Source organism: Micromonospora sp. S-DT3-3-22 (assembly GCF_015354745.1).
GTDB lineage: Bacteria > Actinomycetota > Actinomycetes > Mycobacteriales > Micromonosporaceae > Micromonospora > Micromonospora wenchangensis.
The window spans coordinates 62,959-75,913 of sequence record NZ_JACGMO010000008.1 but is presented as its reverse complement, the minus strand read 5'-3'; the positions used below and the strand labels follow the sequence as shown (position 1 = coordinate 75,913).

Annotated in this window: 9 protein-coding genes; 2 read left to right on the top strand and 7 right to left on the bottom strand. The window is 71.2% G+C overall.

Annotated elements, in window-relative coordinates; all coding sequences use genetic code 11:
- Window positions 1–21 precede the first annotated feature (21 nt).
- The 7 genes from H1A17_RS03885 to ispH form a co-directional block, all read right to left on the bottom strand.
- Window positions 22–1,140 carry a polyprenyl synthetase family protein gene (locus H1A17_RS03885; RefSeq protein WP_194821077.1) on the bottom strand — a complete coding sequence of 373 codons (1,119 nt, stop codon included), beginning with the start codon at window positions 1,138–1,140 and terminating at the stop codon, window positions 22–24.
- The gene (locus H1A17_RS03880) at window positions 1,137–2,279 is read right to left on the bottom strand and encodes a DegT/DnrJ/EryC1/StrS aminotransferase family protein (RefSeq protein ID WP_194821076.1); all 1,143 of its coding nucleotides are present in this window, start codon (window positions 2,277–2,279) and stop codon (window positions 1,137–1,139) included. Before H1A17_RS03880 ends, H1A17_RS03885 begins: the two co-directional genes overlap by 4 nt.
- Window positions 2,280–2,292: 13 nt before the next feature.
- Window positions 2,293–2,841: a cupin domain-containing protein gene (locus tag H1A17_RS03875; protein ID WP_194821075.1), complete on the bottom strand. Its 549-nt coding sequence runs from the start codon at window positions 2,839–2,841 to the stop codon at window positions 2,293–2,295.
- 17 nt (window positions 2,842–2,858) lie between these two features.
- Window positions 2,859–3,974, bottom strand: a complete 1,116-nt coding sequence (locus tag H1A17_RS03870; protein ID WP_145922257.1) for a type III polyketide synthase — start codon at window positions 3,972–3,974, stop codon at window positions 2,859–2,861.
- A 112-nt stretch (window positions 3,975–4,086) separates the two neighbouring features.
- Window positions 4,087–4,845: a DUF3050 domain-containing protein gene (locus H1A17_RS03865; RefSeq protein ID WP_145922256.1), complete on the bottom strand. Its 759-nt coding sequence runs from the start codon at window positions 4,843–4,845 to the stop codon at window positions 4,087–4,089.
- A 96-nt stretch (window positions 4,846–4,941) separates the two neighbouring features.
- A complete protein-coding gene (locus H1A17_RS03860) occupies window positions 4,942–6,525 on the bottom strand; it encodes an AMP-binding protein (protein WP_145922255.1) in 1,584 nt (527 codons plus the stop codon).
- 379 nt (window positions 6,526–6,904) lie between these two features.
- On the bottom strand, window positions 6,905–7,951 hold the full coding sequence (gene ispH, locus H1A17_RS03855) for a 4-hydroxy-3-methylbut-2-enyl diphosphate reductase (protein ID WP_194821074.1): 1,047 nt from the start codon (window positions 7,949–7,951) through the stop codon (window positions 6,905–6,907).
- A 1,159-nt stretch (window positions 7,952–9,110) separates the two neighbouring features.
- Here ispH and H1A17_RS03850 point away from each other — a divergent pair.
- Both H1A17_RS03850 and H1A17_RS03845 read left to right on the top strand, forming a co-directional pair.
- Entirely contained in the window at window positions 9,111–11,795 is a 2,685-nt protein-coding gene (locus H1A17_RS03850) for an AfsR/SARP family transcriptional regulator (RefSeq protein ID WP_228542885.1), read from the top strand.
- An 85-nt stretch (window positions 11,796–11,880) separates the two neighbouring features.
- Window positions 11,881–12,951 carry a methyltransferase gene (locus H1A17_RS03845; protein WP_228542884.1) on the top strand — a complete coding sequence of 357 codons (1,071 nt, stop codon included), beginning with the start codon at window positions 11,881–11,883 and terminating at the stop codon, window positions 12,949–12,951.
- Window positions 12,952–12,955 lie beyond the last annotated feature (4 nt).

The window sequence follows — 12,955 nt, the reverse complement described above, 5'->3', positions numbered from 1 at the left end:
GTCGGTCGGCGTCGAACCCGCTCACCAGCGCCGTTGCGTCGCGCTGACCGCCATCGCGGCGAGCCCACGCCGGCCGTGGGGCGTGGCGTCGCTGGCCTCCAGCGCGTCGAGGGCCCGTTCGGTGCGCCGGACGATGTCCCGCTCGACGTGGTCGACGGCGCCGACGTCGGTGAAGATCCCCCGGATGCTGCGCAGTTCGTCGGCGGAGATGTCCGTGCCGATCCTGGCCCGGAGGTACGCCGCCGCGGCCGGGTCGCGGTCGTCGGCGTGCCGCAGGGCCGTCGCGAGGAGCACGGTGCGCTTGCCCTCGCGCAGATCGTCGCCGGACGGCTTGCCGGTCAACGCCGGGTCACCGAAGACGCCCAGCAGGTCGTCACGCAACTGGAAGGCGATGCCGATGTCGACGCCGAACGCGCGGTAGGCGGCGACGAGAGCGGCGTCCGCGCCCGCGACCGCCGCACCGATGTGCAGCGGACGCTCCACCGTGTAGGCCGCCGTCTTGTACCGGTCGATCCGTAACGCCGAGTCGACCTCCTCGTCGTTGCCGGCCTCGGCCCACAGGTCAAGCAGTTGGCCGGCCAGGACCTCGGTGCGCATGGCCGACCAGACCGGGCCGACCCGTTCGTACGCTTCGACGGGGAGGCCGGCGCCGCGGATCATGTCGTCGGCCCAGCCCTGGGCCAGGTCCCCGGTCAGGATGGCGCTGCCGGTGCCGAACGACTCCGCGTCACCCGGCCAGCGGTGCCGGCGGTGGTGCTCGGCGAAGGCCACGTGCGCGGCGGGGTGACCCCGGCGGGTCGGTGAGGCGTCGATGATGTCGTCATGGATCAGGGCCGACGCGTGGAGCAGTTCGAGCGCGGCGCAGGTGTGCCGGACGGCCTCGGCGGTGGGGCCGGCCGCGTCGCCGCCGGCACCGATCCAGCCCAGCCAGGCGAAGGTCGGCCGGACGCGTTTGCCGCCGCGCAACACGTACGCCTCCAGTTCGCCGACCGCCGCGGCGAAGCCCGGCCCGATCGCGTCGGCCTCCGCCCGGCGGTCGACGAAGAACCGCCGCAGCACGGCGTCGATCGCCTCCGTGCTCCCGGCGACCCCGACGGCCGGGCCGACGCCGTGGTCCACGACGGGTGGACGGGTGTTCACGCCGCCCCCGCCCGGGTGCGGGTGCGCAGCGCGGCGCGCAGGGTCTCCACGACCCGCTCGACCTGGCCGGAGGTGAGTTCGGCGTGCATGGGGATGGCCAGGTTGCGCCGGGCGAGGTCGGCGGAGACGGGGCAGTGCCGGCTGCTGCCGTAGACGGGCTGCCGGTGGCTGGCCCAGGTGCCGTGGCCGCAGCCGATGCCGTGCGCGCGCAACGCGGTGGCGACGCTGGCGCGGTCGACGTCCGGATGCAGGGTGACCAGGTAGGACTGCCAGGCATGGGTGCGGTCGTCGGGCACGTGCGGCAGGGTGACGAGTTCCTCGTCGGCGAGCAGGTGGGCGTAGTGCGCGGCGACGGCGCGGCGGCGGTCGAGAAGTTCCTCGACGCGGGTGAGCTGCACCTGGAGGATCGCCGCCGCGATGTCGGAAAGTTTGTAGTTGTAGCCGATCTCGGTGAACTCGGGGACGGGCAGGCCGACGACCTGGGCCTGGTCGAAGATGCTGCCGATGCCGAACGAGGAGCGCAGGCGGGCGTCGACGGCGAGGGACGGATCGGTGGTGAGCAGGGCGCCACCCTCGCCGCTGGTGATGCCCTTGCGGCCGTGGAAGGACAGGCAGGCCACGGGGGCCAGGGCACCGGCGGGTCGACCGCGGTAGGTGGCGCCGATGGCGCAGGCGGCATCCTCGACGAGGAACAGCCCGTGGCGTCGGGTGAGGTCGTTCAGCTCGTCGTAGTCCGCCGGCAGGCCGAGGGTGTCCACGGCGATGACGCCGACGGTACGGGGGCCGATGAGAGCGGCGACGGCCTCCGGGTCGACGGTGCCGGTGTCGGGGCGTACGTCGGCGAAGACCGGGGTGGCCCCGACGTAGCGGGCGGCGTGGGCGGGTGCGGGGAAGGTGTAGTCGGCGACGATCACCTCGTCGCCGGTGCCGGCACCGAGGGCGAGCAGCGCCAGATGCAGGGCGGCACCGCAGTTGCTGACCGCGACCGCGTCGGCCACGCCGTAGCGGCGGGTGAGGTCGGCTTCCAGTGCCTTGCCGCTCGGCCCCTGGCCGGCCGGCCAGCCCGAGGAGAACACCTGCGCGACCGCGGCCAGCTCCCGCTCGCCCAGACTCGGTCGGACCAGAGGAATCGCGTCCACTCTCATCTCCCCACTACGCCGGATTGCCGTTGGTGCCGGTCAGGGCCGGGAGGCCGTACCGCAGGGGGGTGATCTGGTCGACGTCGTGCCGGTCGCGCAGCCGCTGCACGGCGTCCGGGTCCACCGACCTGCCTGCGGAGAAGATCTCCACGATCTCCTCGAAGTAGTTCTCGTGGTCGGGCGACGGATGGCTCTGGAACAGCATCCGCGCCGGCTCGTCGGTGGAGTTGCGGAACGCGTGCGGGCAGCCGGCCGGGACGAACATGCAACTGCCCGGACCCGCCGTCACCACCCGGTCCCCGGCGGCGGACGCCCAGTCCTGCCACCCGTCGGTGGTGCGGGTGGTGGGCTCGAACGCCAGCAGGTCGAGTTCACCGTCGAGGACGTAGAAGAACTCCTGCGCGTGGTGGTGGGTGTGCGCGCCGACGTCGAAGCCGGGGGGCACCACCACCTCGAAGATCGAGGTGACCGAGCCGTGCGCCTCGGTGACCTTGAAGGTGACCTCCTGCGCCTTGGTGATCAGCTTGCGTCCCTCGCCGGGTGGGACGATGAGGCCGCTCATGCGACGGTTTCCTCTCCCTAGACCAGTTCCGGGTCACGACGTGGCAGCGCCGCGTCGGGTGGCGCCAGGTCCAGGGCGCCGAGGGTGTCGACCCGCCAACTGCCCACCGTCATCTCGGCGGTGATACCCGGGCCGAAGGCCGCGATGATCCCGCGGTCGCCGGGCGTCGGCGGGGCCTCGTCGAAGAGCCTGCGGGCGGCGTCGAGGACGACCGCGCTGGCGATGTTGCCGTACTCGGTCAGGGTCGCCCAGCTGTGCCGGAACATGTCCCGGTCGACGTCGAGGAACTTGGCGAGGTCGTCCAGGATGCGCGGACCGCCGGCGTGGATGAGGTAGAAGTCGAGGTTGCCGACGTCCCAACCGTGGCCGTCGGTGAACCGGCGCAGCACCGGGGCGAGCGGTTCCATCGTGCCGGGCACCCGGCGATCCAGCTGGAAGTGGAATCCGGTGGACCGGACGGCGTAGGAGATCCAGTCCTCGGTGTCCGGGATCAGGTACGACGCGTTGCGTTCCAGCGTGATGCCGGTGCCACCGTCGCCACGCACCACGGCGGCCGCCACCGCGTCGCCGAACAGCCCGTCGGACAGCAGCGAGCCGACCCCGTCGTCGGTGGGTTGGTAGCAGAGCGAACAGAGCTCGCAGGAGACGATCAGCACGTTGCCCCCGGGGTACGCCGTGCAGAAGTCGTGCGCCCGGTTGATCGCCGTCCCGCCGGCCGCGCAGCCCAACTGTGCGATCGGGAGCTGCCGGGTGTCCGGCCGGAAGCCCATCGTGTTGATCAGCCAGGCGGTCAGCGACGGCATCAGGAACCCGGTGCACGACACGTAGATGATCGCGTCGATGTCCCGTGCGGTCACCCCGGCGTGTGCCAGGGCCTCCTCGATGACGCCCGGACAGCGCTTCTTCGACTCGATCTCGTAGATCCGGTTGCGCTCCTCGAAACCCGGATGGCGCAGCGCCTGCTCGATCGGCTGGACGATGTGCCGCTTGCGTACGCCGGTGTTCTCGATCAGCCGGAGCGCGAGCGGAAGCTGCTGCTTGCCGGCGTGGACCGTCCTGGCGAACTCCAGAGTCTCTTCCATCGTGACGACATGTTCCGGTACACCCACCGACGGCTTGCACAACGTAGGCATCTCGGGAATCCACTCTCTCTCGGCATTCGGGGTCACCGGCCGCTGGCCCGGTCGAGGCGTCCGGGCACCCAGGTCCCGGTCCCCCACCGGCGGCCCGGCGGGGCGTGATCGATCAACGAACTGCGTCGAACTCCGCGAGCACCCCGTCCCAGAGGCCGGTGCGGGCCTTGACCGCCGCGATGCTGACGGCCGTGGCCTCGGCCTCACGCTGCGGGTCGCCGTCGCAGAGCGCGGCGAGCAGCCGCAGCGCGAGCGGCCCGTGTTCGTCGTGGTCGAGGGCGATGTGGCGGTCGAGGTAGTGGCGGAACACCGGGGCGTTGGCGAGTACGTCGTCGACGTTGGCGCGGACCGCCGAGAAGACGTCGGGCAGCAGGTTCTCCCGGCCGTGGCAGAACGACGACGCCACCTCGTGCGGTGCGCCGTTCAGCGCCACGCCGAGGGTGTGCCCGACGAAGTCGCGGACACTCGGGGGGATCCGCTCGTCCTTGAGCGCCGCCACCGGGCTGACACCGCTGTCCAGCGCGGCGAGAAACCCGTCGATCGGCGCGGTGTCGGCGCCGATCTCGTCCATCGCCCGTCGGTACAGCTCGAAGTGGCTGATGTAGCCCCCGCCGATGTCCTCGTCGGTCTCCTCGGCCAGGACGATCTCCAGGATGAACCGGCCGTGCTCGGCGTGCCCCCGGGGCCGCCAGGGCAGGGTCACCGAGGTCACCTCGGTCTGTAGGCGCTTGAGCAGGGTGAAGAAGTCCCACACGGCGAAGACGTGGTGCTTCATGAAGATCCGCAGCCGCTCCTCGGTGGAGATCTGCGCGTAGAGGGGGTGGTCGATCAGCCTGGCCCGTGCCGTGTGGAACTCAGCGAGCGCGGTCAACTTCTTCTCCCGGTCAATCGAGGGGACGTGGTGGTTTCTGTCGACCTGACGGGGACGGCCGGCACCGTCGGCGGTCGGGTCCGTGGCCGTCGCCGGTCAGCTCCGCTTCTCCAGCTCACCCTGGAGCCGGTGCGACAGCGCGATCCGCTGGACCTTCAGGGTGCCGGTACGGGGCAGTTCGGCCTGCGGGATCTGGATCGGGGCGGCCAGCTGGGGGAACCTGACGGCGGCGGTACGCCATCGGTCCAAGTCGAGCGGCTGGTCGTCCCGGGTGCAGATGACCGGGACCGGCTCGGAGTTCGGGCCGGGCACCACGACCAGCTCGGTCAGTTCCTCCAGTTCGCCGAGCATGACGTCCTCGACCTCCAGGGCGCTGCGCAGCCCGGGGATCATGTCGACCTCCCGGTCGAACATGTGCAGGCAGCCGAACCTGGTCCGGTAGCCGACGTCCCCCGTGCGCCACCACTCGTCGTGCCGGTTGGTGTCGTACCGCTCCTGCTCGGCGAAGTAGGTCTTCGCCAGGCCGGGCCAGGCGACCTCGATGAAACCGGGATTCGTCTCCGAGGGCCGCCTGCCGTTGCGGCTGACCACCCGGATCCGCGCGCATCCCGGCATCGCCCAGCCGACGCAGCGGCCGTTCGCCCGGTGGGCGGAATGGCGGAAGTACGGCCGGCCGACGGCCGGGCCGACCTCGCTCTGACCGTAGATCTGGAAGAACAGCGCCCCCCGCCGCTCGGAGGCCCTGAGCAGCCGGCTCATCGTCCGGGGGTGGATCGCGTCGAACGTCGTGCTGAAATACTTGATCGACGCGAACGGCCGACGTCGATCCTCGGTGAGCCGCTCCCACTCCATCAGCGAGTTGGGGAGCACCTCGATGAATCCCGGCCGGTTCGCGAGGAACAACTCGGCGACCCGGTCCGGATCGGACTCCCGCATGAGCAGCACCGGCATCTCGAAGAACAACGCCAGCGCCATCGCCGCGAACATCCGTGAGTGCACGAAGGAGATGTGGATCGCCACGGTCTCCCGCCTGCGCATCAACGACAGCAACCGCCACTGCGGCGTGAGCCGGGCGGCCATGGTCTGCGGCGTGTGCACGACGAGCTTGGGCAGGCCGGTGGTGCCGGAGGTATGGGTGATCATCGCGGGTTCGTCGAACCCCCGGGACACCGGCGCCACCCTCGGGGCTCCGGCGAGGTCGGTGAGCGACCGGGCACCCGGGCGGGGTCCCCCCACGGTGACCACCCGCCTGGTGAGGTCGGCGAGCGGCACGTCGGCCAGGTCGTCGAGCTTACGGTCGTCACTGAGCAGGGTCGGCTGCTCCAGCCGGCCGAGGAGCGCGCCGACGGTGGCGGCGTCCAGGGCGGGGGAGAGCAGCACGGGCACCGCGCCGACGCGGGACGCGGCGCTCGCCAGCACCCACACGTCGACGTTGGCGCTCTTGTAGATCGCGATCCGTTCGCCCGGTCGTACCCCGGCCGCCCACAGCCGGGCGGCCAGGTCGTCCACGTGGCCGGCGATCTCGGCCACCGTCAGCCGCCGGCCCACCTCCGGCAGGACGTCCAGGTCGTGGTCGAGGGTGAGCAGGGTGGACCCGTTGCGGGCCGCAGCCAGCTGCGGCACGAGACCGAGGTGCAGGCCGTCCTTCCGGATCGAGTGGTGGATCGCGGAGCCCTTCATCTGAACCGCCTCCTCGGGATCTCTGACGGCCGCTTCGGGCCGTTGTTTCGTAGCGGTGCGCGTGAGGGGTCCGCGCCCCTGCGGCGTGGGGTGCGCCGGCCCGGCCGGGTCGATCAGCCCGGGACGCCGCAGCCTCGACCTGGAAGAGTCGCCGGTGCCGGTCCGGTGATGCGCCGGCCCTGCCCGCTCCGGCTGTGCCTCGTTTGCGCCGGTCGACATCAGTCCCGGCGGTGTCCCGCTCCCGCTGTCGGGTGCGCTACCTCGCCCAGCATCGAGTACGGGGCTTGCCCCGGACTGTCCGGCGGCTTGGTGCCGGCTTGGCGCGGTCTTGGACCAGTTCGCCGGTCAGGCGTTCCCCCGGCGTCCCGCCTCCCGGCCGTCACGGCGCGTCGTCCTCGCCGCCGGCCGGTCCGGGACGCCCCGGGCCGACCCGGGCGGCCCCGGTGTCCGGGTGCGGTGTCGCCAGGCTGCCGGGTAGCGAGAAGGTGATGTTCTCGGTCGCGGTGCGGACCACCTCGATCTGGTCGAAGCCGTACTCGGCCAGTCGTTCGACCACCTGCTCGACGAGGAGTTCGGGCACACTGGCGCCGGAGCTGAGCCCGACCGACCGGGCACCGGCCAGCCAGGTGCGGTCCAGGTGGGTGACGTCGGGCAGCAGGCGGGCCGGGGTGCCGGACCGGGCGGCGACCTCCACCATCCGGACCGAGTTGCTGGAGTTGGGTGAGCCGACGACGAGCACGACGTCGGTGACGGCGGCGATCTGCCTGACCGCGTTCTGCCGGTTCTGGCTGGCGTAGCAGATGTCGTCGCTGCCCGGCCCGTGCAGGTCGTCGAAGCGTTCCTCGAGCGCGGCGATCACCTCGGCGGTCTCGTCGAGGGAGAGGGTGGTCTGGGTCAGGTAGGCCACGGGTTCGTCGCGGGGCAGTTCGAGCCGGGCCACGTCCGCGACGTCGGCCACCACGACGGTACGGTCGGGAGCCTCGCCGTAGGTGCCCTCCACCTCCTCGTGGTCGGCATGCCCGATGAGCAGGACGGTGCGCTCGTCGCGGGCGTAGCGGCGGATCTGTTGGTGCACCTTGGCGACCAGTGGGCAGGTGGCGTCGATGACGTCCAACTGTCGGTCGGCGGCCCGCTCGCGGACCATCGGCGAGACCCCGTGGGCGGAGAAGACACAGACCGCGCCCTCGGGCACCTCCGCCTCGGAGTCCACGAACACCACGCCGCGCCGTTCGAAGTCGCGGACCACGTAGTGGTTGTGCACGATCTGTTTGCGGACGTAGACCGGCGGCGGGTACCGGCGCAGGGCCTCGTCGACGATGCCGATCGCCCGGCGCACCCCGGCGCAGAAGCTGCGTGGTTCGGCAAGCACGACGCGACCGCCGCCGTGGCGGTGGCCGGACCCGGGTGACTCTTCCGCCTTGCTCATGAGCGGTCTCCAACCGGTGTCGGTGGGACGGGCGACCAGTGGCCTGATGCGCCCCGCTTTTCTGTCCGGTGCCGGGTGCCTGACGCCGACACATTCGTGCCTGCGGTATCGCCTTCGATGTCGACCGGGACTGCGGTTCGTCAGAAACCGGAATTGAGGCTGCGTCGTCGTCGCGCGCTCTCTCGTCGTACGCGGTAGGCGAAACTGCACACCGTCGCCGGCTGACAGCAGTCTCCGTGAGTTCCACCAAACGTGTCAAGGGCCGCGCATTGCTGACGCCGGCCGGGCGGTGGAGCCCGTTCACGGGTCGTCCCCCGGGCCTCCTGTCGACAATCAGTTCGGAAAAAATGGATCGCCGCCGGTGGTGCCGCCCTATTATCCGGCCGCTGCGCGCATTCGGTCCAGCTGACCGGTCGCCGTCAAGTCGGCTCCAAGTCGGCACCAAGCCGGCGGCAAGAGCGATGCCCGAAAATGGTGCCGCGCCGCCTGCCCCGCCATCGCTGCTGGCGACGTCACGCGTCGACGGGGGGACACCGGACCGGTCTTCGGAGCGCGTACGGCCGGGCCGGTGGCCCCTGACCGGTGGGTCCGCCACGGCGCGGGTGCCGGGCCGCGTGGCCGGGGTGGACCGGCCGTGGTGCCGCCCGCCCGGCCCGGGGCAGGCCCCGAACTTCTCCGGCGGAAATGCTGCGGGCAGCATGGACACACCCCGGCCGAAAGCCGTGATCGCGCATAAGGGTACGCCGAACTGGCAACGTGATCACCCGTGCGGCGGGAACCCGACACCAGCCACCCCGGCCAAACATCGTGAGGTCTTTTCGGTGATGTGAACGGGTGCCCGACGCAAGGGTGTCCGCCGCGATACCGTCAATGACCTGCATCGATTCGCAAAGGTTATGGCCCTTATTGCCACCACCTCCGGTCGGCGGTAGCGTTTCGCCCGGCAACATGAGCGCAGCCTAGGTAGCCGCGGGGGAAGGGGCACCGTCATGCGGCCTGCGGTCCATGCCCACGTAACGGGCAAGCGGGACCACAAACCATTTGATACCGTCACACCGGACCTGTGTCGTTGCGCTTCTTGGGCTGTTCACGCCGGAAGTGCCCACAGATGATCAATCTTGCTGTCACGGGGTCCTCATTCCGTACCGCGTCCGACCCCTTGCGAAGGGACGAGGCGCGGGCCGCCCGCCGGGTACTGGCGGAGTTCCGCGCGCTGGGGCCGCTGGAGGCGGTGGTCGCGGGCCGACTGGTCGACCTGGGCGCACCGAAGCAGCGCGCGCTGTTGGCGTTGCTGGTGAGCCGGGCCGGCCAGCCGGTGGCGGTCGAGGTGATTCTGGAAGCGCTGTGGGCGGAGCACCCGCCACCGTCGGCGATGGCCTCGTTGCAGGCGTACGTGGCCAACCTGCGCCGGGTGCTGGAGCCGGACCGGGCACCACGGACCCCGGCCACGGTGCTGCGCACCTGCCCGCCCGGCTACCTGCTGGACGGGCGGGTCATCGACGTCGACGTCGACCGGTTCAGCGGACATGCCACGGCCGGCTGGCAGGCGTGGGACGGGGGCGACGCGCAGCGGGCGTTGCGCGAGTTCGAGATCGCCCTGTCGCTCTGGCGCGGGCAGGCCTACACGGAGGTGGCCAACGCGACCTGCATCGTGCCGGAGGTGGCGCGGCTGGAGGAGCTGCGGCTGTCGGTCGTCGAGGCACGCTGTGCGGCGCTCCTGGCGGTCGGTGCCCACGAGGTGGCCGTCGCCGAACTCGACGCGTTCGTCCATGCCCATCCGCTGCGCGAGTACGGCTGCGAGCTGTTGAGCCTGGCGTTGTACCGGGCTGGCCGGCAGGCCGACGCGCTGGGTGTGCTGCGGGCGATCCAGCGGCGGCTGTCCGAGGAACTGGGCATCGACCCCCGACCGTCGCTCCAGCACCTTGAGCGCGAGATTCTCAACCAGGTGCCGGCGTTGGAGTGGCGGCCCGCCCCGCCGGTCGCGGTGCCGACCGGGCCCGATCGGCCCGCCGGCACGGGGCGGGGCCGGACGACCGGCCCGCCCCCACCGGCGGCACCGTCCCCGTTGGTGGACGGTGAGGTCTTCGTCGGCCGGGAGGACGAACTGCGACAACTGCTCGACGCGCTGACCGGGACGGCCGGTCGGGGCCGGGTGGTGACTGTCTCCGGTGAGCCCGGCATCGGCAAGACCAGCCTGCTGCGTCGGTTCGCCATGCTGGCGGGCGCGCCGGTGCTCTGGGGCAGCTGCCCGGAGCACGTCGTCGCACCACCCCTCTGGCTGTGGGAGCAGATCCTGCGGGCCGCCGGCACCTGCTTCCCGCACCAACCCGTACCCGGACCGGTGGCCGAACTCCTCAACGGCGACCACCAGCAGATGGTGGACGGCGCGGGGGTGGCCACGGCCACGCTGCGCCGGTTCGAGGCGATCCTGCACTACCTGACCGACGCCTCCCGGGCCGCGCCGTTGGTGATCGTGTTCGACCACCTGCACCGGGCCGACGCGAGTTCGCTGAGGTTGCTGTCCCACCTGGCCGAGTCGGTGCCGGAGAACCGTCTCCTGCTGGCGGTCTCCTACCGGTCGGGGGAGGCGGCGTCCCTGACCGAGACGCTGGCCGCGCTTGCCCGCTCGGAGCTGACCCGGATAGAACTCGCCGGCCTGGGTGTCCGGGAGACCCGGTGCCTGGCCGGCGACCTGCTGCACCGTGAGGTCGGTAGGCCGACCGCCGAGGGGCTCTGGGAACGCACCGAGGGCAACCCGTTCTTCCTGCGGGAACTCATCAAGCTGTTGACTACCGAAGAGCATCTCGCGCAGCCGCACACGGTGCCGGTGCCCGTGCCGGTACGCGAGGTGGTGCTCCGGCGGTTGGGCTGTCTCGCGCAGTCCGCGGTCGACGTGGTGTCGGTGGCCGCCGTCGCCGGCCGGCACTTCGCCATCGAGATCGTCGCCGAGGCGGCCGGCGTCGGGATCGAGTCGGCGTTGGAGACCATGGACGCCGCCGGCGCGGTGGGCCTGATCGTCGAGGACGAGCAGCGACTGGGATGGTTCCGGTTCACCCACGCCCTGGCCGCCGAGGCGCTCTACGAGTCGATCGGGCGGCTGCGTCGGGTCAGGCTGCACCGACGGATCGGGGTGGCCGCGGTCCGGGCCTGGGCGGATGTCCCGGAACGGGCCGCCGAGATCGCCCGGCACTGGCTGCTGGCCGCCGAACTCGATCCCGCAGCCGCCGCCCGGGCCTGCACGTACGCGGCCGTCGCGGCGCGGGCGGCCGACACCCGACTGGCGTTCGGGGAGGCCGCGACACTCTGGCGGCAGGCCCTGACGGCCGCGGAGTTGGCCCAGCGGGAAAACGTCGACCGGTATCCGCTGCTGCTCGGTCTGGGCACCAGCCTCTACCGCGCCGGGAACCCGCGCGACGGACTCCCCGTGTTCATCCAGGCCATCGAGGAGTCCCTGGTCGTGGGGGAGGCCAGCGGCAAACCGGCCACCTCCCGCCTGGTGGCGGTAGCGGCGGCGGCGGTCGGCGAGCCGCTCTGGCGTCAGGCCGGCGACGGCGAGGCCGGCCGTCGGCTCGTCGACGCGTTGGAGCGCGCGCTGGCCCAGGTGACCGACCCGGTGTCCCATGCCCTGCTGCTGTCCTGCCTGGGCGTGGCCCGCCTGCGCGACGACGACCGGGGCCGCCGGGTCGCCCTGTCCGACGAGGTGCTGCCGCTGGCCCGGCTCGCGAACGACACCCTGGCCCTGGCCGGCCGTCCCCAAGTCGACGCCAACCGGTCGAACAGTCCCGGCCAAGCCCGGTGGTCGATGCTCGACGGCAGATCCGAGCAGGGGGCGAACCGTAACTGACCATCAGCCGGTCCGGGACGTTCCGTGGTGGGTGCCGGTGTCACCTGTCGTGGTGCGGCAGCAAACAATTCGGAGGGATCAGTACATGACGCCAGAAGCCACGCTCGTCCGGTTCCGTGAGTACATGGTGGGGCCGACGCGGTTCATGAACCTGCTGTCCTGTTTCGAGCTCGGTCTGATCGATCGGTTGCGGGAGAATCCCGGGCTGACCGCGGTGAAGCTCGGCGATGCGGTGGGGGTGAAACCGGATGCGGTGGAGCAGCTCCTGCAGTTGATGGTCAAGGAGGGCTTCGTCGCGTACGACGAGGGTTCGGGTGCCTATTCGCTGGACGCGCTCGGCGGCGTGGCGGAGGCCGACCTCGACCGGGCGCTCGCCTTCATGAAGATGATCAAAGTCGCCATGCTCCGGCAGATGTTCTACCTCACCGAGAGTGTGCAGACCGGAACGCTCGTGGGGCTCAAGGAGTTCTACGGCTTCCACGGCACGCTCTTCGACGCCGCGGCCGAACACCGGGACATCCTCGAATCGTGGGGCCGGTTGGCGCAGTTGGAGACCGGCCACGTCTACGGCTGGTTCTTCGAGAACCTCGACATTCCGGCCGGCGCACGGGTGCTCGACCTGCTCGGCGGGAACGGTCTCGGATCGATCATGACCCACCGGACGAAGGCGTCACCGGGCCTGCACGTGACGAACTTCGACGCGCCCGGCAGGGAGGAAGAGTCGCTGCGCAACTTCCGGGAGCACGGCGTCGAGGAACACTGCTCGTTCGTCGGCGGTGACATCTTCACGGACGTCCCCGCCGGGTTCGACGTGGTGCTGATCAAGCACTACCTCGACATGTACGACAGGGGCGACGTCCTCAAGATCCTCAAGAGCGCCAACGGGGCGCTGGAGGTCGGTGGTCAGCTCGTGATCCTGGCGCCGGTCTATCCCGAGGACATCACCGATCCCGACGACTCCCAGGTCGACTTCTTCCCGACGTTCCTACTCGGCTGCGCCACCGCCCAGGGCGGGTTGCAGAAGGTGTCGACGTACCGCGACTGGCTCGCCGAGTGCGGCTTCGAGCTGACCCGGGTGGTGGGCAAGGACCCCGCCGAGATCCCACCGGACGCCATCCCCAGGCGGTTCATCCTCTTCGCGACGAAGACCGCATGACCAG

Coding starts and splice junctions, on each gene's coding strand:
- H1A17_RS03870 (WP_145922257.1), bottom strand. CDS start 3,974: ATGCCTACGTTGTGCAAGCCGTCGGTGGGTGTACCGGAACATGTCGTC.
- H1A17_RS03845 (WP_228542884.1), top strand. CDS start 11,881: ATGACGCCAGAAGCCACGCTCGTCCGGTTCCGTGAGTACATGGTGGGG.
- H1A17_RS03860 (WP_145922255.1), bottom strand. CDS start 6,525: ATGAAGGGCTCCGCGATCCACCACTCGATCCGGAAGGACGGCCTGCAC.
- H1A17_RS03875 (WP_194821075.1), bottom strand. CDS start 2,841: ATGAGCGGCCTCATCGTCCCACCCGGCGAGGGACGCAAGCTGATCACC.
- ispH (WP_194821074.1), bottom strand. CDS start 7,951: ATGAGCAAGGCGGAAGAGTCACCCGGGTCCGGCCACCGCCACGGCGGC.